The following is a 21,381-nucleotide window of genomic DNA, read 5'->3' on the forward strand; positions in this document are numbered from 1 at the left end:
CTGCCGCTGCTCTGGGCTTTCTGCCTGTGCGCGGTAAAGAAGGCGTCATGCCGATAGACCTGATCTGCCTCGATGCCGATGATACGCTCTGGCACAATATGCGCCATTTCGAGGCTGCCGAGCATGCGCTCCAGCGGATGCTCGCGCCCTTCGCCGAAGCGGAAAACGTCCGCGCGCGGCTCAATGCGATCGAAACCCGCAATTTGCCGGTCTATGGCTATGGCGCCAAAGGCTTCACGCTCTCGATGATCGAGGCTGCGATCGAGATTTGCGGCGATGCATTACCCCGCGACGCCATCCCGGAAATCCTCGCCGCAGGCCGTGCCTTGCTCGCCCATCCAGTCGAACTGCTGCCGGGCATCGAGGACACGCTCGAAGCACTCGCCGACCGCGCGCCCCTGGTGCTCGTCACCAAGGGCGACCTGCTCCACCAGGAAAGCAAGCTCGCCGCCTCGGGCCTCGGCGACCGCTTTTCCGGCATCGAGATCGTCAGCGACAAACTGCCAGAGACCTTTACCCGCGTCTTCGCCGCCCGCGGCGTGCCCGCCGAACGTGCGGTCATGGCCGGCGATTCGATGCGCTCGGACGTGCTGCCCGCGCTCGCCGCAGGCGCCTGGGCCGCGTTCGTGCCCCACGAACCGGTCTGGTCGCATGAAGCCGCCGACGCACCCGAACATCCGCGCTTCCGCCATCTGGACAGCTTGGCGGACCTGCCCGGCTGGATCGACGAAATCGGCTAGCGCCCGTACGCGCGCCGCCCGCGCAGATAGGTCGCGGCAATCGCCCGGTCGTCGCCCAGCACTTGCAGCGCGAACAATCTGTCGTGAATCGACGCACCCTTGGTCCGCCGCGCCAGCAACGGTGTCGCCGCAGGATCGAGCACGACGAAATCTGCCTCTTGTCCGGGCAGCAGCCCGCCCACCTTATCGGCGATCCCCATCACCTCCGCGCTGCCCGCCGTCGCCAGATGCAGCGCGCGAAAGGGATCGAGCGCGCTCCCGCGCAGCTGGCAGACCTTGTATGCCTCCCCCAACGTATGGAGCAGCGAGAAGCTGGTTCCGGCCCCCACATCGGTGCCGATGCCCAGCTTCACCCCATGCCGGTCGCGCTGCGCCAGGTCGAACAGTCCCGAGCCGAGGAACAGGTTGCTCGTCGGGCAGAATGCGATCCCCGCCCCCGCCTCGGCCATCCGCCCCATCGCCCGTTCGCTCATATGCACGCAGTGCGCAAACACCGATCGCGGGCCGGCCAGGCCGAAGCGGTCGTACACGTCGAGATAATCCGCCGCCTCCGGAAAGCGCCCGGAAACCGCGGCGATCTCGCCTTCATTCTCGGAAAGATGCGTGTGCATCAGCACGTCGGGATGCGCCGCCAGCAATTCCGCCGCGCCAGCCAGTTGCGCATCGCTCGAAGTCAGCGTGAAACGTGGCGTCACGGCGTAACCGAGCCGGCCGCGCCCCCGCCATTTCGCAATCAGCGCTTCGGTCTCGCTGCGCCCGCTCTCGGGCGTGTCGCGAAGCGCGGGCGGGCCCAGATCCATCAACACCTTACCGGACACGATCCGCATGTCGCGCGCCAGCGCCGCCTCGAACAACGCATCGACCGAGCAGGCATGCACCGTCGCGAACACGAGCGCGCTAGTCGTGCCGTTGCGCAGCAGCTCGTCGAGGAAGAACGCCGCGATCGCTGCGGCATGCTCAGGCTCGGCAAAGGCCTGCTCGGCCGGGAAGATGTGCCGCTCCAGCCATTGCAGCAATTGCTCGCCATGCGACGCGATCCGCTCGGTCTGCGGATAATGGACATGCGCATCGATGAAGCCCGGGACGATGATCCCCTCGATGGTCTCCACGGGCACACCCGGATCGGCATAGGTCCCGCACGAGGCGATCAGCCCGTCCTCTACGAGCAGCAGCCCGTCCGGATAGTGCCGAACATCGCCCTCTTCGGGCACGCTCAATATCTCGCCGCGAAATGCCTTCATGCCGCTTGCCTCAAGGAAAGGAGTTGCGCGAGCGTCGCGATGGCGATCACCTCGGGCTCCTTGCCAGCAATGCCCGGCAGCCCGATCGGGCAAGTCAGCCGCCCCGCATCCACCCCCGCCGCCTCGAGCCGCGACAGAAACCGCGCCCGCTTGGTCTGCGACCCGATCAGCCCGACGAAATGCGCATGGCTGTTGAGCGCCGCTTCGGCGAGGCGATAGTCCAGCGCATGATCGTGGGTGAGGATGAGGACCGCCGCCTCCGCAGGGGCATCGCCGGCACAGGCTACCATCTCGTCTTCGCTGGCAAGTACAACGCCGGGCATTTCTGCAGCGTCCGGCCGCGCATCGTACCAGGCGAGATGCAGCGGCGTTCCCTGCGCGCGCTCCGCTATCGCCCGGCCGACATGACCGGCGCCAAACAGGAATACCGGGATCGCATCCGTCTCGATCGGCTCGACAAAGGAATCGCCCGAAACAGGCAGCGGCCCTCTAGCCTCGACCCCACCCCGGCGAAGGCCGGGGCCCAGTTGCAAGCAGCTCGTAGCTGGGCCCCGGCCTTCGCCGGGGCGAGAAATGCGTGCGACAGTCTCGCCAAGCGTTACCAGCATCTCCCCCTCGCCTTCCGGCACCTCCGCCAGCCGCTCCACCAGCAACCGCACCCGTCCCCCACAGCATTGTCCCAGCAACGGCCCCAGCGGATAATCCTGCACGCGCCAACTTCCCGCCGGCAGCGCCAGGATCGACCGCGCCTGCGCCGCCGCCTGGTGCTCGAGTGCCCCGCCGCCGATCGTCCCGTGCTGCCCACCGCCCGTCACGGCCATCCGCGCCCCCGCCCCACGCGGCGCCGAGCCCTCGGTCGCGAGCACCGTCACCAGCGCGACTGGACCTTTCGCCAGCGCAGCGCGTGCATATTCCGTCCACCTGCTCACCGTGCCCGCAGCTCTTCGATCGCCATAAGAATGCGCTCGGGCGTCGCGGGCGCATCGAGCTTCGGAAACCCCTTGCCCACCGCCGCCGCTGCAACCGCCTCGGTCAGCGCCGAAAACACCGAGATCGCCAGCATGAACGGCGGCTCGCCCACCGCCTTGGAGCGGTGGATCGTCGCCTCTTCATTGCGCCCCGCCTTCCAGATCGAAATTCGCATCTCGGGCCGATCGTTGGCGGTCGGGATCTTGTAGGTCGAGGGCGCATGCGTCAGCAGCCTGCCGCGATCGTCGAACACCAGCTCCTCGGTGGTCAGCCAGCCCATGCCCTGGATGAAGCCGCCCTCGATCTGCCCCAGATCGATCGCCGGATTGAGCGAGCGGCCGACGTCGTGGAGAATATCGACCGCAACCACGCGGTTTTCGCCGGTCAGTGTGTCTATCTCGACTTCGCTCAGCGCCGCGCCATATGCGAAATAGAGGAACGGCCGGCCGCTATGGCTGGCGCGGTCGTAATGGATCTTGGGCGTGGCGTAAAAACCCGTCGCCGAGAGTGGCACGCGCCCGACATGCGCCATCCGGCAGAAATCGGCAAAGGCAGTTGTCGTGCCGCCGGCGACCACGCCGCCGGCCGTGAACTCCACCTCGCCGCCGAACTTCTCCTTCGCGAACGCCGCCATTCGCTCGCGGATCGTCATCGCCGCATTGAACGCCGCCATCCCGTTCAGGTCCGCGCCCGAGGACGCCGCCGTCGCCGAAGTGTTGGGCACTTTGTCGGTCCGCGTCGAGGTCATCCGTACCTTGCCCACCGGCACTGCGAAAACATCGGCGACGATCTGCGCGATCTTGGTGTGCAGCCCCTGCCCCATCTCGGTGCCGCCATGGCTGAGCTGGATCGAACCATCGGCATAGACCAGCACCAGCGCGCCCGCCTGGTTGAGATGCGTGGTGGTGAAACTGATCCCGAACTTGACCGGGGTCAGCGCCAGCCCGCGTTTGCGAATGCTGTGCCGCGCGTTGAAGTCCGCGACCGCTGCGCGCCGCCCGGCATAGCCCGCCTGGCTTGCGAGATCGGCGATCAGCGCCGGCGCGACATTGTCCTCTACGGTCATGTGATAGGGCGTCACGTCGCGCCCGGGCCCGTAGAGATTGACGCGCCGCACCTCCAGCGGATCGCGCGCCAGATGCGCCGCTACAGCATCCATCGCACGCTCGATCGCCAGCATCCCCTGCGGCCCGCCAAACCCGCGAAACGCCGTGTTCGACACGGTGTGCGTCTTCAGCCGATGCGAGACGATCTCGACCGCCGGCAGGAAATAGCAATTATCGGCATGAAACATCGCCCGGTCGTTGATCGCCGGCGACAGATCCGCGGTGGCCCCGCAGCGCGAAGCCAGCTCGATACGGATGCCCTCGATCCGTCCCTGATCGTCGAAGCCGACATCGTAATTCGCAGTGAAATCGTGCCGCTTGCCGGTCAGCGCCATGTCGTCGTCGCGATCGGCGCGGAACTTGGCGGGCCGCCCGGTCTTGGCCGCGACCAGCGCGCACGCGGCCGCGAACGCCGCCGCCTGCGTCTCCTTGCCCCCGAACGCCCCACCCATCCGGCGGACCTCGACGGTCACATCGGCATGATCGCGCCCGAGCAGATTGGCGATCAGATGCTGGACTTCGCTCGGATGCTGGGTGGAGCTCAGGACATGGACCTGTCCCCGCTCGCCGGGCGTGGCTAGGGCCGCCTGACCTTCGAGATAGAAATGCTCCTGCCCGCCCATCTCGACTGCGCCGGTCACGCGATGCGCAGCCCCGATGATGGCGGCGGTGGCATCGCCTCGCCCCATGAACTGGCTGTCCTCGATCCGCGAGCCCGCCGCCAGCGCATCGGCGATGGTGACCAAAGCAGGCAGCGCCTCCGCCTCGATTTTCCCCAGTCGCGCCGCCCGCCTAGCCCCAAGCGCGCTGGTCGCGGCGACGAGGAACAAAGGCTGGCCGGGATAGAGGATTTCGCCCTCGGCGAGCAGCAGATCGTCGTGCTGCACCGGTCCGACATTGTTCTCGCCTGGAATATCCGCGGCAGTGAACACCGCGATCACGCCGGGCGCCGTCTTCACAGCGTCCAGATCGAGCGCCAGCAACTTCGCATGCCCGTCGTGCGCCAGCCCGAAGGCGAGGTGCAACAGCCCTGGCGGTTCCGGCAGATCGTCGACATAGGCCGCCGCGCCCGCGACATGGAGTTCGGCGCTGTCGTGCGGCAGCGGCTGGTGGACCTCAGCCATCCTGGTGCTCCGCCCAGATGCGCCGCAACAGATTCGCCGCGGCCAGGCGGCGATAGGCGGCTGATCCGCGCAGATCGTCGAGCGGGGAATAATCGTCAGTCAATGCCTGTGCGGCGGCTTCAACGGTCTCGGCGCTCCAGGGCTTGCCGGTCAGCGTGGCTTCGCAACCCGCCGCCCGCTTCGGCGTCCCCGCCATCCCCCCGAAAGCCACACGCGCTTCGGTCACGACGCCGTCCGCAATCGTGATCGCAAATGCCCCGCATAGTGTGGAAATGTCGCTGTCGAAGCGCTTGGAGAGCTTGGCAATCCGCACCAAAGTGCCCGGCGCGGGCCGCGGGATCCGCACGCTCTCAACGAAGTCGCCGGGCAGCCGGTCCTGCTTGCCATAGGCGATGAAGAACGCTTCCAGCGGCATCGTCCGCCGCTCGCTCCCGCGTCGAAGTGTCAGTTCCGCGCTTAAGGCGATCAAAGCCGGCGGCATGTCCCCGATCGGCGAGCCATTGGCGATATTGCCCCCGATCGTGCCTGCATTGCGCACCTGCACGCCCCCGATCCGCCGTACCAGTTCACCCAGATCGGGATGCAGCCGCGTCAGCGCCGCGCGCGCCTCCGAATAGCGCACTGCAACGCCGAGGATCAGCGCGTCGTCGGTCTCCTCGATCCCGCGCAGATCGGCAATGTCGCCGATGAACACCGTCGGCCCCAGCTCGCGATGCTGCTTGGTCACCCACAGCCCGATATCGGTGGCCCCCGCGACGATCCGCGTCTCGGGATGCGCAAAAAGCAACTCGGCCAGTTCGTCCGCGGTCGAAGGGCTGGGCCAGGCGCGGGCCGGCAAGTCCAGCCGCTCCTCTTTCACCTCTACACCCACGGCCTCGCCCGCCTCGAGGATCGGACCATAGCCCGTGCACCGGCACAGATTGCCCGCCAGCACATCGCCCACCGGTACGCCTTCGGTCCCCGCCGCACCGATATGCCGCCCAACCAGCGACATTACGAACCCGGGCGTGCAGAACCCGCATTGCGATCCGTGCCGCTTGATCATCTCGCGCTGCACCGGATGATCGCCGCCCAGGCTCTCGGCCGTCCGCAGCGCCTTGCCATCGAGCATCGGCGCAAACAGGATGCAGGAATTGACCGCGCGCCATTGCACCGGGTCGCCGTCCCCCAACAGCACCGTGCACGCCCCGCAATCGCCCTCCGCGCAGCCCTCCTTCGTGCCCGTGCGGCGCAACTTGTAGCGCAGCAGATCGAGCACGGTGTCGGTCGCCCCGGCCTTGGCCTCGATCACTTCGTCGTCGAGCAGGAAGCGGATCATTTGGGCGACCCCGCAGCGATCCAGGCGCCCAGTTTCTGCCGCTCGGCATCGGTCATCCCGGTGGCATTGCCCAGCGGCATCACCCTGGAATCCACCGCCACGCGCTTGATCCGCACCGATGCGGCGCTGGCATGGTCATAGGTGTCGAGTACCACCCCCAGCGGGGGCGCCTTGAAGGCTGCGTCCATGGGCTTCGCGCTGTGACAGCTCGCACAATGCGTGGCGAGGATCGGCTTGACCTCGGCAAAGCCGATAGGCCCGCCCGCCGCTTCGCCGCTCTTCTCCATCGTCACATAAGTCACGCTGACCAGCGCCAGCGTCGCCGCCAGCGCCATTGCGCGCCCGGTCGCCCCGCCGCGATGGCGCAGGTTGAACACGTGCCGCACCGCTACGCCCGTCAGCCCCAGCAGTGCCAGCACCAGCCAGGGCCGCTCGGCGCCATAGGTCATCGGATAATGGTGGCTGATCATGATGAACAGCACCGGCAGCGTCATGTAATTATTGTGGAGCGAACGCTGCTTGGCCTCCGCCCCGAGCGCTGGATCGGGCGTCCGCCCCGCCACCAGATCGGCGACGACGATCTTCTGGTTGGGGATGATCCGGAAGAAGACGTTGCCGACCATCACTGATCCGATGATCGCGCCGATGTGGAGATAGGCGGCTCGTGAATTGAACACGCTGTCAAGCGCGAAGGCGGCGAAGAGCAGCAGGATGAACCAGCAAATGCCGAGTATCTGGTTGTTCTTCCCCAGCGACGAGCGGCACAGCAGATCGTACGCTACCCAGCCCGCGACCAGCGATGCCAGCCCGATCCCGATCCCCTGTACGGGGGTGAGTGCCGCCTTGGCCGGATCGATCAGGAAAGCCTGCGCCCCGACATAATAGACGAGTACCAGCAGCGAGAAGCCGCTGATCCAAGTCCAATAAGCCTCCCATTTGAACCAGTGCAGCTCACCCGGCATCTGCGCTGGTGCGACCTGGTATTTCTGGTTGTGGTAAAAGCCGCCGCCATGCACCGACCACACCTCACCCGACGCTTCACCGGTAGCGGGGGGCTTCAAGTGATTGTCGAGCCAGACGAAATAGAAGGACGAGCCGATCCAGGCGATGCCGGCAGTCAGATGCAGCCAGCGGATCGCGAGGTTGAGCCATTCGGTCAGATCGAAGCCGGCCATCAACTGCCCCGGTAGGTCGAATAGCCGTAAGGCGAGACGAGCAAGGGCACATGATAATGCCCGCCATCCCTGGCGATGCCGAACTCCACCGTCACTTCGTCGAGAAACGGTGGCTCGGGTAGCTCGACGCCCCGATCGCGGAAATAGGCGGCGACCGAAAAACGGATCGCGTACCGCCCAGCGGCAAGCGCGCCAGCAACCAGATCGGGACAGCGGCCATCCACATTGGTGACCGCGCGCGCAATCTCGCCATGCGCCCCGCTCAGCGCCACCGCCATTCCCGCAGCAGGGTGGCCATGCATCGTGTCGAGCACATGCGTGGAAAGCGTGTTCATGCCACTTGCTCCAGCCGCAGCTGGACGATTTCGCCGATCTGCTCGAGCGCGGTGGCGATCTCGGCCTCGCGATCGTTGCCCAGGCGACGCTCCATCGCGGCGAGGATGCCCGACTTGTCGGTCAGGAGCACGCAGATGATGAAGGGGAAGTCGAATTTCTCGCGATACGCGGCGTTGAGCGCATGGAAGCGATCGAATTCCGCTTGGGTCAGCCGGTCGAGCCCGGCGCTCGCCTGCTCCGCCGCACTGGCATCGGTCAGCGTGCCATCGACCGCCGCCTTGCCGGCAAGCTCGGGATGCGCGCGGATCAAAGCGAGTTGCTCCTCCGGCGTGGCGGCATGCACCACGGCCATCAGATCGGCGTGGCTGCGCGATGCGGCGCGCGCCTCGACCCAGGGCGAATGCTCGAACAACGCGGTCATCGCGCGACCCGTCCGACCAGCCGCAGCCGGCTGACGCCACCATCGGGCAGGATGTTGAGCCGGACGAATCGCACGGGGCCAAGATCGGCCAGGCCATCGGAAAAGACATGCACCTTGTGCGCTTGCAGCTTCACCTCAGGCAGTAGCAGCGGCCAGCTTTCGGATGCAGCCGCAATCTCCGCCGGCGAGCCGCTCGCCTCAGGCGAGGCCTGGATGAAGCAGCGGTCGGGATAATTGCCCTTGAAGTGCGCGGTATCGACGGTGATTTCCTCGACCACTCCGGCCGCGCCCAGTTCGAGCACCGCCCAGTCATGCCCCGGCTCGCGGCGGCGGCGGGTTTCCCAGCCATCGCCCATATTCACGCCCCGGCCCGGCGCAGTGAGGTTCTCGACCGAGCCGTAATGCTCGTCATTGGCGATGATCCCGCGGCCGCCATTTTCCATCGCCAGCAAGTCGATCCGCGCACCCGCATCCACCACCGACCAATCCTTCGCGACACGCCCCCACACTCGCAGCCGGGCGACGCCGCCATCGGGGAAGATATGCAGGCGCACATGCGTGACCGGCGCGCCGTGCTCGATCGGCACGTAAATCCGGTCGTCACCCTTCAGCGCCAGCCGCTCGGTCACCTTTACCCATCCCGCATCCTCGCCCGGAACCGCCGCATCGCTGCGGCAGACCTCAATCTCCGCCCCCGGCGGATAATTCCCGGTGAAATGCGCAGTGTCGATTTCGAAGCCGGCAATCAGCCCCGACACCCCCAGCCGTACCACGCACCAATCATGCCCGGCCGCGCGCTTGCGGCGGCTTTCCCAGCCATCCATCCACTTGCCATTGTCGTCATATTTGCCGGGCACGAAGACCGGCGGCGCCGGGTCGATCAGCCGCGCCTTGTCCGCGAAGAAATCGTCGGTCGCGTAGACAACTTCCGCCCCCAGACGTGGCTGAGCGAGATTGACATATTCGCTGCGTAGTTCGTCGAAGATGCTCATCAATTAGCCTTGAAAGGATGCGTTGTGCGCCAGTGCCGCGCGATCTGGATGCGGCGGGCGAACCACACCTGGCTGTGGCCTGCGGCGTATTGGAGGAAGCGTTCGAGCCCCGCGATCTTGCCCGGCCTTCCGGCAAGCCGGCAATGCAGCCCCACGGACATCATCTTCGGATTGTCCTCGCCCTCGGCGTACAGCACATCGAAAGTGTCGCGCAGATATTCGAAGAACTGCTCGCCGGTATGCATATTGGCGCTGGCGAAGCGCATGTCGTTGGTTTCGAGCGAATAGGGCACGATGAGGTGCTCCCTCCCCGCCGCCTGCGTCCAGAAAGGCAGATCGTCCGAATAATCATCGGCATCGTAGAGGAAGCCCCCCTCCTCCGCGGCCAGCCGCCGCGTGTTGGGGCTGGTCCGCCCGGTATACCAGCCAAGCGGCCGCTCGCCCGTCAGTTCCCGGTGCACTTCAATCGCGCGCAGCATGTCGGCGCGCTCCTGATCCTCGGGCACATGCTGGTAATTGATCCAGCGCCAGCCATGCGAGGCGATCTCGTGACCCGCCTCCAGAAACGCTTCCACCACCGCCGGATTGCGCTGCATTGCCAGTGCCACGCCAAACATTGTCACCGGAATATCATAGCGCTCGAACAGCCGCAGCAGCCGCCAGACGCCTGCGCGCGATCCATATTCGTAGATCTGCTCCATGCTCATATGCCGCGCGCCCTGAACCGGCTGGGCATTGGCGATGTCGGACAAGAATATTTCGGAAGCCGGATCGCCGTCCAGCACGTTAGCCTCAGCACCTTCCTCATAGTTCAGCACGATCTGCACTGCGATCCGCGCTCCGCCCGGCCATGCCGCATGCGGCGGCGTGCGTCCGTAACCGGCGAGATCGCGTGGGTAACTATGCTCGGTCAAATCCTGCCCCTATCAAGCGGAACAGGATGAAACGGAGCCTTGCCATGCACAACCCTCAATTACGGCCAGGCAATGCGTGAGCTCGCGCCTCAGCCGCTGACCGCCACGGCTTTCGCGCCCTTCGGCAGCGTCATCGAAGCCTCCGAAGCCGCGGATCGGATCGAGATCAACCAGGGCCATGCGGCCCGCTATGACCGGCTTGCCGAGCTGGATGTGGCGGACGGCATCGGCGTGATCAGCATATTCCGCGCGCGTCCGCTGACCGAGCTGGTCCTGAAGGGGTTCGAACAGCATCCGCTCGGCAGCCAGAGCTTCGTGCCGCTCAGCGGGCGGCCCTATCTTGTCGCGGTCGCTCCCGCTGGCCCGTTCGACCCCGCGGGAATCCGCCTGTTCCGCGCCGAAGCGCATCAGGGTGTCCATTACCGCCGGGGTACCTGGCATCATTTCCTGCTCGTCCTCGATGAGAGCGATTTCTTGGTCGTCGACCGCGCCGGGCCTGGCGAAAATTGCGAGGAAATCGAGCTGCGGCCCGAGGAACAGATCCGCGTGCGGCTCTAGGTCCTGACCAGATTTATCTTCCAATGTAGGATTTCGTCTGAAAGGGTCCGCATCGCTCTTTCTCATCGTTATCGCGAACGCTTGCACCAAAACGCACCCTAATCTTGTCCGCACAGGCACCCCATGGGCACTGCGAACATTGGGAACATTCGCGCCTCCGTAGTCGGCTTATCGACTACGAATCATGGTCCGGAAGCGCCGCCACGAACGCAGTGACCACCGCCGCCGAATTGCCCGCGGCCAGCGCCATGAAGGTCAGTATCTGATTGGGCCCTGAGTCACCCCCCGCCAGATCCGAAACACTACGAAAGGCCAGGAACGGCACGCGATTGGCCCAGGCGACCTGCGACACTGCCGCGCTTTCCATATCGACCACGCACGCCCCGAAGGTCGCCGCCAGATAGTCGCGATAGGCGGCGTTATCTACGAACGCCGATCCGCTCATGCCATTGCCGCCCACAACCATCTGCGGGGTGTGATCGAGGCAGTGTCCGTCGGGCAGGCAGCGCTCGAGCGGCACATCGAGCCCCTGCGCAATCGCCAGTAGCTCCGCATCGACCGGAAACCAACGCCGCTCGGCCACCGGCTCCTCGGCATTGCCGATCAGCACGTCGCGCGGGAACCAGCCGCCGTGTGCCGGCAAGTCGGTCCCGCCCGGAATGCCGAGCGGCGGTGCATATCCGCCCGGAATCTCTCGCGCAAAGGCGACTTCCATATTCTGCCCCCAGCGCTCGGGCACGCTGACATCGCCGACCCTCAGCGCCGGATCCACGCCCCCGGCAATCCCCGAAAACACGATTCGGCTGATGCAATGGCGTTCGAGCAGCGCCTGGCTGTTCATCGCGGCGTTGACCATCGACATGCCGCTCAGCATCAGCGCCACCGGCTTGCCCGCGAGCAGCCCCAGCACCAGCGGCGTGCCGTTGATCTGCAGCGTCACGGGGTCCCCGATCCGGTGTGCCAACGCGTCCCATTCGGGCGGGAAGGCAGTGAGGATCGCAGTGCGCGGCGTCCTCACCCTGCGGACAGCCATGCGAAGCGGATCACGAAGAGCAGTGCCAGCGCCAGCAGCAGCCAGTCGGTCCGGGTGATCTGCCCCTTGATCAGCTTGAGCAGCGCATGCGCCGTGATCCCGAAAGCGAGGCCATTGGCGATCGAGAAGGTCAGCGGGATCATCGCGACGGTCAGGAACGCAGGGATCGCGATCTCGGGCACATCCCAGTCCACATCGACCAGCGGCGCCATCATCAGCGCGCCGACCAGGATCAGCGCCGGCGCAGTCGCCGCCAGCGGCACGAGCTGCGCATAGGGCGCCACCAGCATCGCCGCGAGGAACAACACCCCCGTCACGATCGCGGTCAGCCCGGTGCGCCCGCCCGCCTGCACTCCTGATGCGCTTTCGACATAGGACGTTACCGTACTCGTGCCGGCGACGCTGCCGAACATCGTAGCCACTGAATCGGTGAAGAGGATACGGTTTAGCTTGGGTATCTTGCCGTCCGCGCCGATCAGCCCGGCGCGGCGCGTGACCCCCACCAGGGTCCCGATATTGTCGAACAGATCGACGAACAGGAATACGAAGAGGATCTCGAACAGTCCCAGCCCGTGACTCCCCGAGAGCCCGAACACGCCCGCCAGATCGAGCTGCCCGAAGGTCTGCCCGATCGCCCCCAGATCATAGGGCTCGGGCTTGAACGCCACCTGCCCCGCGGCCCAGCCGACCAAGGTCGTGGCGACAATGCCGATGAGGATCGCCCCGCGCACCTTCCACGCACTCAACCCTGCGATCAGCGCCAGCCCGAACAGCGCCAGCGCTGCGCCGGGCGCATGCAAGTCGCCGAGCGCCACCGAAGTTGCCGGGCGCGACACGACGATCCCGGCATTCTTGAGCCCGATAAAGCCGATGAACAGCCCGATGCCCCCGGCCACCGCAGCAAACAGATGCGGCGGGATCGCGGCAATGATCAGCTGCCGCACCCCGACGAGGGTCAGCAGCAGGAATGCGACGCCCGATATGAAAACGCACCCTAGGGCGACCGGCCAGGGCACGCCCATCGTCTGGACCACGGTAAAGCTGAAATAGGCGTTGAGCCCCATGCCAGGCGCCAACGCGAGCGGCATGTTGGCGGTCAGCCCCATCAATATGCTGGCAAACCCCGCCGCAAGACAGGTCGCCGCGGCCACTGCTGCGATCGGCATCCCCGCCTGCCCAAGGATCGCCGGGTTGACGATGATGATATAGGCCATCGTCAGGAAGGTGGTGACGCCGGCCAGCACCTCGGTGCGCACATCGGTGCCGCGCGCGCTCAGTTCGAAGCGGCGTTCGAGCAGGCCCGTCATGTCCATTCCGCTCCCCCTTTTGCCGCGGGGGAACATAGCGGATCACGCCATTGCGTCGAGGCCGTCCAGATAGCGCTCGGCATCGAGTGCCGCCTGGCATCCGGTCGCGGCGCTGGTCACTGCCTGGCGATAGATCTGGTCCTGCACGTCGCCCGCCGCGAACACGCCGGTGACGCTGGTCTCAGTCTGTTGGTGCCCGCGCCCGCCATGGGTGACGATATAGCCATGATCCATGTCGAGCTGGCCGACGAACAAATCGGTGTTCGGCTTGTGCCCGATCGCAATGAACACGCCGTGTAGCTCGACATCGTCGGTCGCGCCGGTCTCGACGCTCTTCACCCGCATGCCGGTCACGCCGCTCGCGTCTCCCAGCACTTCGTCGAGCGTCGAGTTCCAACGGATGCTGATCTTGCCCGCCGCGACCTTCTCGGCGACCTTGTCCTGCAGGATCTTCTCGCCGCGGAATTTGTCGCGGCGGTGGACCATGGTGACGTGGCTCGCGATGTTCGAGAGATACAGCGCCTCTTCCAGCGCAGTGTTGCCGCCGCCGATCACCGCCACCGGCTTGCCCCGATAGAAGAAGCCGTCGCAGGTCGCGCAGGCCGAGACGCCCTTGCCCATAAAGGCATGCTCGGATTCCAGCCCTAGATATTGTGCCGAGGCTCCGGTGCAGATGATCAGCGCGTCGCAGGTATAGGTGTCGGCATCGCCGATCAGCGTGAAGGGTCGCGTGTCGAGCTTCGCGGTATGGATGTGATCGTAGATCATCTCGGTGCCGAAGCGCTCGGCATGCTGCTGGAAGCGCTGCATCAGTTCGGGGCCCTGCACGCCCATCGCGTCCGCCGGCCAATTATCGACATCGGTGGTGGTCATCAGCTGGCCGCCCTGGGCGATGCCAGTCACCAATACCGGCTTGAGGTTCGCGCGCGCCGCATAGACGGCAGCGGTGTAGCCGGCCGGGCCCGAGCCGAGGATGAGCAATTGAACGTGACGCATGAATCTCTCTGCCTGGCGTGAAAGCGGCGGGTGTACGGGCGGGCGCCCTCCGCGCAAGTTGATTTTGATCTAGGTAATGCCGGCAGGGATGCGCAACAAGCGCTGCCCGCCGTGGCCGCCAAACGCCCCGTGGAAAACGTCATAACCTAAGTAAAACCGGCGTCCCCGCGCTGGAACCTCGCCCGCGCCCGGCAAGTTGCCGACATGCGATCAGCTGTCGAGGAACTGATGGAAACGGTAACGCTGCCTTCGGAAATATCGGGTGTCAGCAATCACCTACTGGCGCTGCGCGAGGCCCTGGAAAAGGGTCGGGGAAGAAAGATCGCCGCCTTCGCCGCCGGCGAGCTGGAGATCGAGATCCGCGCGGCGGCCGATTCGATTTGGGCGCTGATCCGGCGCGAGGGCCGCGGCGGGCTAGCCATGCGCGCCGCCTATCTCACCAGCGCATTCGAATGGACGAAGCTCAAGCCCGAGCCGGGCGAGGCGCTTCGCCTGCGCGTCTCCAGCGCGGTTGGCGACCATGTCATTGCCTTTGCAGTCGGCACCGATGCGCTCGAGCATCTGCGCATGACCGTCCGCCTCACGCCCTCGGCGCCGCTGCTTGTGCCGTTCATGCCGCGTGATCTTTATCCGCTCGATGCCAATGATGATCCGCTCGGCGCGAAGGGCAATGTCGAGGCCACTCAGCGCGGGCTCAATTGCGGCATCGTCTATTTCCGCATCGACGATCCCGGCTTCGGCAACGTGCTCTATTTCCAAAATCTGACCGCGCTCAATGACTATTATCGGGCGACCAAGACCAAGCCCGAAAGCGCGGTCGGCGGCATCTGGCCCGAGCTTGGCTATCTCACGCCGATCGCGGAGCAGGACGAGGAAGAGCCCAAGGTGCTGGCAGCGGGCGTGGAGGTCACGCTTTCGGATGCGATCCTCGTCTTCCGCCACGAAGCGCCACCGCATGAGCGCGAATCCGCGCGCCAGTTCCTCCAGATGCTCGGCGTCGCCTATAAGCATCTCGCACTGCCCCGCACCGAATATCGCGACTGGGTCCGGCGTTCGGAATGGACGTTGCGCGACCTCGACAAGGCGCCCGAGGCGACCATCGAGCATTACGGCCACCGTTACATCCACCCCTATACCAACGCCGAATATCCCGACATCATGGTCCAGATGTCGCTGGTCGCGGCAATCCACGATTGGGGTAAATGGCGCGGCGAGCCGCATCCGCTGGAGGCCGAGTTCAAGGCTGGGCTCGAGAAATTCTACGATCCCAAGCTCAAGACGCTGCGCCGCTATCTGCCCAATGTCGGCGACGACAAGGACGCGGACGCCGTCGACAGCTGGTATCTCTACCACCCCATGCTCAATCTCGGCTTCCTCGCGCTCGATGGCGACAAGGACGCCCGCAAGCTGCTGATGAAGTCGATCGATTTCGGCATCGAAGCGGCGCACCGTTTCAAATATCGCTGGCCGATCCAGTATAAGGTCACCGACCTCTCGGTGATCGAGGAGACCGCCCCGGTCGATGGCCGCGGCCAGACCGATGTCGGCGGCATCTATGCCTGGGTGATGCTCCAGGCGTTCGAGCTGACCGACGACCAGCGCTTCCTCGACGAAGCCCGCGCCGCGATCGATGCGGCGATGGGTCTGCGGTTCAACATCAATTACCAGGCCAACCTAACCGCCTGGGGCGCCGCCGCCTGCATGCGGCTATGGCGGATCACCAACGAGCCGGTCTATCTCGAACAGAGCTATGTCTATCTCGGCAGCTTCTTCCACAATTCCGAAATCTGGGAGAGCAAGCTCGAGCTGGCAGTCCATTACAAGAATTTCCTGGCGGTCACCTGCCTTCAGGACGCGCCCTATATGGCGATCTACGAATGCTTCGATTCCTATGCGGCATTCGAGCGTTATCTAGACGATAGCGGCCCCGATCTAGAGCCCGCGGCGCGGATGCTGATCGCCGAATATTGCCGCTACGCGCTCGATCGCGCCTGGTATTATTATCCCGACGCGCTGCCCGCCGAAGTGCTCTCGCCCGAGCAGCGCGAGCCCAACGGGCATATCGATCCCAAGCTCTCCTTCCCGCTCGAGGATCTATATCCCGACGGCCAGAAAGCCGGCCAGGTCGGGCAGGAAATCTACGGCGCCGGCGCGGCCTTCATCTTCGCGACGCGCAGCTTCCACCATGTCGAGGGCGCGCCGTTCCAGCTTTACTGCGACCATTTCGTCCGCGCGATGGAGCGGACCGGCGACCGCGCGCTCTCGATCACGCTCGATGGCGGCGAGACCTGCACCGCCAGTCTCAGCCTCGTGCGCCTCAAGCGCCGCAAGCTCACCAAGCCGACGCTGACCACTGCCGGTGGCGACGTGCTGCGTCCCATCATGACTTCCGACGATCGCATCGATTTCCGCGTGCCCGCCAATGGCCGCGTCGTCCTCATCTGGGAATGACCATGACCAACCGAACCGATCTCAACGGCAAGCGCATCCTCGTGACCGGCGGCACCACCGGAATCGGCCGCGAGACCGTCAAGCTGCTCGTCGACCAGGGCGCACATGTGCTCACCTTCGGACGCGACCAGCAAGCGCTCGACGACGCGCTCGCTTACGCCCAGGGCGCGATCGGGCTGACCGCCGATGCTTCCACCAAGGAAGGCGTCGAGCGCGTCTTCGCCGAAGTCGATGCCCAGCTTGGCGGCATCGACATCCTTGTCGCCAATGCCGCGCTCGGCGCCCAGCCGATCCACGAGATGGACGATGACGAATGGCGCTATGTCATCGAAACTAATCTGATCGGCTATCTCGCCTGCGCCCGCGCCTCGATCAAGCGCATGGAGCAAAGCGGCGGCGGGCATCTGCTCTTCGTTGGATCAATCAGCACCGACATCAAGGCCGAGGGCGAGAGCGTATATTCGGCAACCAAGGCCGGCATCCAGGCCTTCGCCGAGACGCTGCGCAAGGAAATCGCCGAGAAAAACATCAAGGTGAGCGTGATCCAGCCCGGATCGGTCGACACCGACATGCAGGAATGCAGCGCGGGCGAGAAACGCGAGGCCGTGGCGAAGCACGAGATGCTCCACGCCGAGGAAATCGCCGAGGCGATCGAGTTTGTCCTGACGCGCTCCGCGGCTGCCGATGTCGTCAATCTGCGCATCGAGCCGCGAATTCAGAAAACCAGCTGAGCAACGGAGCATGTCATGACGATGAAGGCTGCGCTCAAGACGGCCGACGGAAGGTTCGAAGTCGCCGAAGTCCCGCGGCCCCGGATACCCCAAGCCGATTGGGTGCTGGCGCGCGTCCGGGTAGCAGGGATCTGCGGCACTGATCTGCGGCACTGGGAGAAGAAAGAGCCCGAGCTGGAACATCACATTACCGGCCATGAGCTCGCCGGCGAAGTTGTCGAAGTCGGTGCAGCCGTCACCAATGTCGCGCCGGGCGACCGTGTCGTCATCGAAAGCGTGATGGGCGATGGCGAATGCGAGTGGTGCCGCATCCAGCAATATAATCTCTGCCCCAATCTCTACGAAGTCCGCACCAAATGCGTATCGCGCGCTTATGGCGAGTTCGTCACCGGGCCGGCCAAGAAGTTCTACAAGCTGCCCGATCATGTCAGCTTCGAGGAAGCGGCGCTGATCGACACCTTCTCGGTCTGCCTTCACGCGCAGCACAAATCCGGCCTTTCGATCAACAATAAGGTCGCAATCATCGGCGCCGGGCCGATCGGCCTGGGCCAGCTGATGCTCGCGAAGGCCAGCGGTGCCGACGTGCTGGTCGTCGACGTCGTCGACAGCGCGCTTGAGCTGGCCAGGGAATTGGGCGCCGACGCGATCCTCAACAGCGACCGCGAAGACCCCGTCGCCGCGGCCAAAGCTTTTACCGGCGGGCGCGGCGTCGACATCGCCTTCGAATGCTGCGGCGGCGAAAGCATGCCGACCACTTTGCCCCAGGCCACCGCAATGGCGCGGCGCGGCGGCAAGGTCGTGATCGTCGGCGGCTTCGATAAGGGCATTACAGAGATCGGCCTGGAATGGCAGCGCATTCAGATGTCCGAGATCGAGCTGATTCCCAGCGCCAGCTTCTCCTTCCACGGCCTCGACGCCGAGCAGGGCATGGCGCTCGAATTGCTCTCCAAGGGCGCGCTCAACGCCAAGAAGCTGATTACCCACCGCTTCGGCATCGACCAGATCAACGAGGCGTTCGAGACCGCTGCGGACAAGGAGCGGACAGGTACCACTTTCGTGGCGATCACGATCTGATGCTGCACATCGGCACCTATGCCGAAGGCGGCGGCGCGGGTCTTTATCCGCTGCACCAAGCCCATACCGGCGAATGGGCGCTTGGCCAGCCCTATGTGGCCGCCCCGAACGCGTCCTTCGGCACCTATTCCCCGCGCTCCGGGCTCCATTATCTGGTCGATGAGCGCAGCGAAGGCATGGTCCGCGTCCTCCGCCATGATGGCTCGGGCTGGAAGCCGCTGGCGCGCGTTCCGACCCAAGGTGAAGAGCCCTGCTATGCCGCACTCAGCCCGGATCAGGGCTGGCTGGCAGTCGCCAATTACGGCTCGGGCAGCATCGCCCTGTTCCGGCTGGACCCGCAGACGGGACTGCTTGGCGATCCGGCGGCGGTCCGCACCAATAGCGGCCACGGCCCCGATGCGGACCGGCAGGAAGGGCCGCACGCGCATTGCGCGATCTTCAGCCCCGACGGCAAATGGCTCTACCAGACCGATCTCGGTACCGACCAGATCCTCGCCTTCCCCTTCGACGCGGAATGCGGGTTGCAGGGAGGACCTCAGGTCGCCCTTGCCGCCCCCCCCGGATCGGGCCCGCGGCATCTGGCCTTCCACCCAAATCAGCCGCTGGCGATCCTGGTGAGCGAACTGGCGAGCACGCTGACGCTGCTTGAGGTCGGCGAGGGCATCTTGTCGCCGCGCCAGACGATCTCGACGCTCCCAGAGAATTTCGTGGGCGAGAGCCTGGGCGGGCACCTTGCGATCAACGCCACCGGCGACCGCGTGTACGTCACCAATCGCGGACAGGACAGCATCGCGACCTTTGCCCTTGATGACGGCCATCTGGCGCTGCTCGGCCACACGCCTTCCGGCGGCGCTTCTCCACGCTTTTTCCTGCTGCGCGAAGCCGAGAAGCAACTGGTCCTGGCCAACGAAGAGGGCGGTAACGTCACGATCTTCGATTTGGCAGCGGACGGCCAGCCAGCGCTATCGACAGAGATCGCAGTCCCGACCCCGGCATTCATCGCCGCCACGAGTTGATGGCAACCTATTCATAGAATTGCGCACTATTATAATAGATCAACTATTCCAGAGCGCCGTGATCGCCTGAACCGATCAAGATATTTGGTTCGTCATTCGAAACGACTGCCCACTCTCCTCGTAAACTCGGTGATCTTGATCCAGGCTAGTATTGAAAAAATCATTTGCCGTAGCGTCCAGGCAACTCTCCTCCCACGCCTCGGTTCAGGATCGGTACTGAAGGAGACCCCCGATGTTCATGCACAATAAGCGCCTGCAATATACCGTTCGCGTGTCCGAACCGAACCCGCGTCTCGCCTGCATGCTGCTCGAGCAGTTCGGCGGCGCCGATGGCGAACTCGCCGCGGCGATGCGCTATTTCACGCAAGGCCTTGGCGAGGAAGATCCGGGCCGCAAGGACATGCTGCTCGATATCGCTACAGAAGAACTTAGCCATCTCGAAGTGGTCGGATCGATCATCGCGATGCTCAACAAGGGCGCCAAGGCGCAGCTCTCCGAAGCGCAGCAGGAGGAAGCCGAACTGTTCGCGATGGTCGGCCAGACCGGCACCAGCGCCAAGGAATCGCTGCTGTTCGGCGGCGGCCCCGCGCTGATCGATTCCGCCGGTGTGCCGTGGAGCGCGAACTATATCGACACGCGCAGCGAGCCGACCGTCGATCTGCGCTCCAACATCGCCGCCGAGAGCCGCGCCAAGATCGTTTACGAGCGACTGATCAACATCACCACCGATCCCGGCATCAAGGATGCGCTCGGCTTCCTGATGACGCGCGAAGTGGCGCACCAGAAGTCGTTCGAGAAAGCGCTTTATTCGATCGAGGATAATTTCCCGCCGGGCAAGCTGCCGGGGATCGAGCCTTATTCGAATATCTACGTCAACACTTCGCAAGGCGAAGGCGATATGACGGGGCCGTGGAATTCCGGCGACCAATGGGAGCGGATCGACGACCTCGAACAGACGATGCCGATCGACAATGGCGACGGCACCGCCACGGTAAAGCTTCCCAAGGACGATGAAGCGATGGTCGCCCAGCTCGCCACGCGGCTGATGTCCGATCCGAGCAGCGACCCGACGACGGGCACCGATCTGGGCGCAGGCCCGGGCGCGGGCAGAACTAAGAAGGTCGATCCGGCGTTGTAGCCGCAAGAAGGAGAGCCGGCAGATTGATGGACTCGATAATCCTTGCCGGCGCTCTTGGAAGCCTGTGCGCGGGAATGGCGACCGGCCTCGGTGCCATTCCCGCGCTTTTCATGCGCAAGCCGAGCGACGAGCAGCAGAATTTGCTGCTCGGCTTCGCGGCCGGCGTGATGCTCGCGGCAAGCTTCTTCTCGCTGATCCTGCCGGCGATCGAAGTCGCGCGAGCAAGCGGCGCAACTGCCGTCATCGCTTCGGCGCAAGTGGCAGCGGCAGTGTTGCTCGGCGCCTTTGCCATCGCGCGGCTTCACGACTGGATTCCGCCCGCTGAGGATCTCGGTCTGGGACCGCCCGGGATTGCGGCCAAGGCATCGCTCCGCCGCATCTGGCTGTTCGTGATCGCGATCACGCTGCACAATTTCCCCGAGGGCATGGCAGTCGGCGTGAGCTTCGGCGGCGGTGATTTCGATGCCGGACGTGTCACGGCACTCGGCATCGGACTGCAGAATATCCCGGAAGGGCTGGCAGTCGCCGTGGCCCTGACTTCGGTGGGCTATAATCGCGGCCGAGCGGCGCTGATCGCCGCAGCCTCCGGGCTGGTCGAGCCGGTCGCGGGCGTGATCGGAGTGACCATCGTCACCGCGGCGCAGGCATTCCTCCCCTGGGGACTGGGCCTTGCTGCAGGCGCGATGATCTATGTCGTCGCGTCGGATATCATCCCCGATGCCCATGCCCGCATCGCCGGCG

At 65.0% G+C, this 21,381-nt stretch carries 20 protein-coding genes; 8 read left to right on the forward strand and 12 right to left on the reverse strand.

All coding sequences use genetic code 11. The features are described from left to right. Positions 1 to 47 precede the first annotated feature (47 nt). A complete protein-coding gene (locus tag ACZZZM_RS17400) occupies positions 48 to 740 on the forward strand; it encodes an HAD family hydrolase (protein ID WP_463596329.1) in 693 nt (230 codons plus the stop codon). Here ACZZZM_RS17400 and guaD read toward each other — a convergent pair. The 9 genes from guaD to puuE are packed head-to-tail and all read right to left on the reverse strand — an operon-like array spanning position 737 to position 10,336. Beyond that, positions 737 to 1,981, reverse strand: coding sequence for a guanine deaminase (gene guaD / locus ACZZZM_RS17405; RefSeq protein WP_463596330.1), 1,245 nt, complete (start codon positions 1,979 to 1,981; stop codon positions 737 to 739). The two genes, ACZZZM_RS17400 and guaD, sit on opposite strands and share 4 nt — an antisense overlap. Beyond that, positions 1,978 to 2,910 (reverse strand): xanthine dehydrogenase accessory protein XdhC, encoded by a 933-nt coding sequence (gene xdhC, locus ACZZZM_RS17410; RefSeq protein WP_463596331.1) that lies wholly within the window; start codon positions 2,908 to 2,910, stop codon positions 1,978 to 1,980. Before xdhC ends, guaD begins: the two co-directional genes overlap by 4 nt. Next, positions 2,907 to 5,180: a xanthine dehydrogenase molybdopterin binding subunit gene (gene xdhB, locus ACZZZM_RS17415; RefSeq protein WP_463596332.1), complete on the reverse strand. Its 2,274-nt coding sequence runs from the start codon at positions 5,178 to 5,180 to the stop codon at positions 2,907 to 2,909. Before xdhB ends, xdhC begins: the two co-directional genes overlap by 4 nt. After that, positions 5,173 to 6,498: a xanthine dehydrogenase small subunit gene (locus tag ACZZZM_RS17420; RefSeq protein ID WP_463596333.1), complete on the reverse strand. Its 1,326-nt coding sequence runs from the start codon at positions 6,496 to 6,498 to the stop codon at positions 5,173 to 5,175. The genes xdhB and ACZZZM_RS17420 overlap by 8 nt, the downstream gene beginning before the upstream one ends. Further along, positions 6,495 to 7,673: a urate hydroxylase PuuD gene (locus ACZZZM_RS17425; RefSeq protein ID WP_463596334.1), complete on the reverse strand. Its 1,179-nt coding sequence runs from the start codon at positions 7,671 to 7,673 to the stop codon at positions 6,495 to 6,497. Before ACZZZM_RS17425 ends, ACZZZM_RS17420 begins: the two co-directional genes overlap by 4 nt. Then, entirely contained in the window at positions 7,673 to 8,008 is a 336-nt protein-coding gene (gene uraH, locus ACZZZM_RS17430) for a hydroxyisourate hydrolase (RefSeq protein WP_463596335.1), read from the reverse strand. Before uraH ends, ACZZZM_RS17425 begins: the two co-directional genes overlap by 1 nt. Continuing rightward, positions 8,005 to 8,430: a 2-oxo-4-hydroxy-4-carboxy-5-ureidoimidazoline decarboxylase gene (uraD, locus tag ACZZZM_RS17435; RefSeq protein ID WP_463596336.1), complete on the reverse strand. Its 426-nt coding sequence runs from the start codon at positions 8,428 to 8,430 to the stop codon at positions 8,005 to 8,007. The genes uraH and uraD overlap by 4 nt, the downstream gene beginning before the upstream one ends. After that, entirely contained in the window at positions 8,427 to 9,422 is a 996-nt protein-coding gene (gene alc / locus ACZZZM_RS17440) for an allantoicase (protein WP_463596337.1), read from the reverse strand. Before alc ends, uraD begins: the two co-directional genes overlap by 4 nt. Beyond that, positions 9,422 to 10,336 carry an allantoinase PuuE gene (gene puuE, locus ACZZZM_RS17445; protein ID WP_463596338.1) on the reverse strand — a complete coding sequence of 305 codons (915 nt, stop codon included), beginning with the start codon at positions 10,334 to 10,336 and terminating at the stop codon, positions 9,422 to 9,424. The genes alc and puuE overlap by 1 nt, the downstream gene beginning before the upstream one ends. A 72-nt stretch (positions 10,337 to 10,408) precedes the next feature. Here puuE and ACZZZM_RS17450 point away from each other — a divergent pair, with 72 nt between their 5' ends. Beyond that, positions 10,409 to 10,894 (forward strand): ureidoglycolate lyase, encoded by a 486-nt coding sequence (locus ACZZZM_RS17450; RefSeq protein WP_463596339.1) that lies wholly within the window; start codon positions 10,409 to 10,411, stop codon positions 10,892 to 10,894. 175 nt (positions 10,895 to 11,069) lie between these two features. Here ACZZZM_RS17450 and ACZZZM_RS17455 read toward each other — a convergent pair whose 3' ends face one another. Genes ACZZZM_RS17455 through trxB form a run of 3 tightly spaced genes read right to left on the reverse strand, consistent with a single transcriptional unit; the run spans position 11,070 to position 14,230 of the window. Further along, positions 11,070 to 11,927 carry a 5'-methylthioadenosine/S-adenosylhomocysteine nucleosidase gene (locus tag ACZZZM_RS17455; RefSeq protein WP_463596340.1) on the reverse strand — a complete coding sequence of 286 codons (858 nt, stop codon included), beginning with the start codon at positions 11,925 to 11,927 and terminating at the stop codon, positions 11,070 to 11,072. Continuing rightward, positions 11,909 to 13,234 carry an NCS2 family permease gene (locus ACZZZM_RS17460; RefSeq protein ID WP_463596476.1) on the reverse strand — a complete coding sequence of 442 codons (1,326 nt, stop codon included), beginning with the start codon at positions 13,232 to 13,234 and terminating at the stop codon, positions 11,909 to 11,911. The genes ACZZZM_RS17455 and ACZZZM_RS17460 overlap by 19 nt, the downstream gene beginning before the upstream one ends. A gap of 42 nt (positions 13,235 to 13,276) precedes the next feature. Further along, complete coding sequence (trxB, locus tag ACZZZM_RS17465) at positions 13,277 to 14,230, reverse strand: thioredoxin-disulfide reductase (RefSeq protein WP_463596341.1); 954 nt, start codon at positions 14,228 to 14,230, stop codon at positions 13,277 to 13,279. A gap of 204 nt (positions 14,231 to 14,434) precedes the next feature. Here trxB and ACZZZM_RS17470 point away from each other — a divergent pair, with 204 nt between their 5' ends. From ACZZZM_RS17470 to ACZZZM_RS17495, 6 genes are all read left to right on the forward strand, one after another. Then, positions 14,435 to 16,681, forward strand: coding sequence for a hypothetical protein (locus tag ACZZZM_RS17470; protein ID WP_463596342.1), 2,247 nt, complete (start codon positions 14,435 to 14,437; stop codon positions 16,679 to 16,681). A gap of 2 nt (positions 16,682 to 16,683) precedes the next feature. Beyond that, the gene (locus tag ACZZZM_RS17475) at positions 16,684 to 17,412 is read left to right on the forward strand and encodes an SDR family oxidoreductase (protein ID WP_463596343.1); all 729 of its coding nucleotides are present in this window, start codon (positions 16,684 to 16,686) and stop codon (positions 17,410 to 17,412) included. 15 nt (positions 17,413 to 17,427) lie between these two features. Then, on the forward strand, positions 17,428 to 18,486 hold the full coding sequence (locus tag ACZZZM_RS17480) for a zinc-dependent alcohol dehydrogenase (RefSeq protein WP_463596344.1): 1,059 nt from the start codon (positions 17,428 to 17,430) through the stop codon (positions 18,484 to 18,486). Then, positions 18,486 to 19,502: a lactonase family protein gene (locus ACZZZM_RS17485; RefSeq protein WP_463596345.1), complete on the forward strand. Its 1,017-nt coding sequence runs from the start codon at positions 18,486 to 18,488 to the stop codon at positions 19,500 to 19,502. The genes ACZZZM_RS17480 and ACZZZM_RS17485 overlap by 1 nt, the downstream gene beginning before the upstream one ends. 232 nt (positions 19,503 to 19,734) lie before the next feature. Continuing rightward, entirely contained in the window at positions 19,735 to 20,640 is a 906-nt protein-coding gene (locus ACZZZM_RS17490) for a manganese catalase family protein (RefSeq protein WP_463596346.1), read from the forward strand. A 26-nt stretch (positions 20,641 to 20,666) separates the two neighbouring features. Then, a partial coding sequence (locus tag ACZZZM_RS17495; RefSeq protein ID WP_463596347.1) for a ZIP family metal transporter occupies positions 20,667 to 21,381 on the forward strand: 715 nt, incomplete at its 3' end.

It is taken from the genome of Sphingomonas sp. AC522 (assembly GCF_979258125.1).

Coding starts and splice junctions, on each gene's coding strand:
- ACZZZM_RS17400 (WP_463596329.1), top strand. CDS start 48: ATGCCGATAGACCTGATCTGCCTCGATGCCGATGATACGCTCTGGCAC.
- guaD (WP_463596330.1), bottom strand. CDS start 1,981: ATGAAGGCATTTCGCGGCGAGATATTGAGCGTGCCCGAAGAGGGCGAT.
- xdhB (WP_463596332.1), bottom strand. CDS start 5,180: ATGGCTGAGGTCCACCAGCCGCTGCCGCACGACAGCGCCGAACTCCAT.
- ACZZZM_RS17420 (WP_463596333.1), bottom strand. CDS start 6,498: ATGATCCGCTTCCTGCTCGACGACGAAGTGATCGAGGCCAAGGCCGGG.
- ACZZZM_RS17425 (WP_463596334.1), bottom strand. CDS start 7,673: ATGGCCGGCTTCGATCTGACCGAATGGCTCAACCTCGCGATCCGCTGG.
- uraH (WP_463596335.1), bottom strand. CDS start 8,008: ATGAACACGCTTTCCACGCATGTGCTCGACACGATGCATGGCCACCCT.
- uraD (WP_463596336.1), bottom strand. CDS start 8,430: ATGACCGCGTTGTTCGAGCATTCGCCCTGGGTCGAGGCGCGCGCCGCA.
- alc (WP_463596337.1), bottom strand. CDS start 9,422: ATGAGCATCTTCGACGAACTACGCAGCGAATATGTCAATCTCGCTCAG.
- ACZZZM_RS17450 (WP_463596339.1), top strand. CDS start 10,409: ATGCGTGAGCTCGCGCCTCAGCCGCTGACCGCCACGGCTTTCGCGCCC.
- ACZZZM_RS17455 (WP_463596340.1), bottom strand. CDS start 11,927: ATGGCTGTCCGCAGGGTGAGGACGCCGCGCACTGCGATCCTCACTGCC.
- ACZZZM_RS17460 (WP_463596476.1), bottom strand. CDS start 13,234: ATGACGGGCCTGCTCGAACGCCGCTTCGAACTGAGCGCGCGCGGCACC.
- trxB (WP_463596341.1), bottom strand. CDS start 14,230: ATGCGTCACGTTCAATTGCTCATCCTCGGCTCGGGCCCGGCCGGCTAC.
- ACZZZM_RS17470 (WP_463596342.1), top strand. CDS start 14,435: ATGCGATCAGCTGTCGAGGAACTGATGGAAACGGTAACGCTGCCTTCG.
- ACZZZM_RS17475 (WP_463596343.1), top strand. CDS start 16,684: ATGACCAACCGAACCGATCTCAACGGCAAGCGCATCCTCGTGACCGGC.
- ACZZZM_RS17480 (WP_463596344.1), top strand. CDS start 17,428: ATGACGATGAAGGCTGCGCTCAAGACGGCCGACGGAAGGTTCGAAGTC.
- ACZZZM_RS17485 (WP_463596345.1), top strand. CDS start 18,486: ATGCTGCACATCGGCACCTATGCCGAAGGCGGCGGCGCGGGTCTTTAT.
- ACZZZM_RS17490 (WP_463596346.1), top strand. CDS start 19,735: ATGTTCATGCACAATAAGCGCCTGCAATATACCGTTCGCGTGTCCGAA.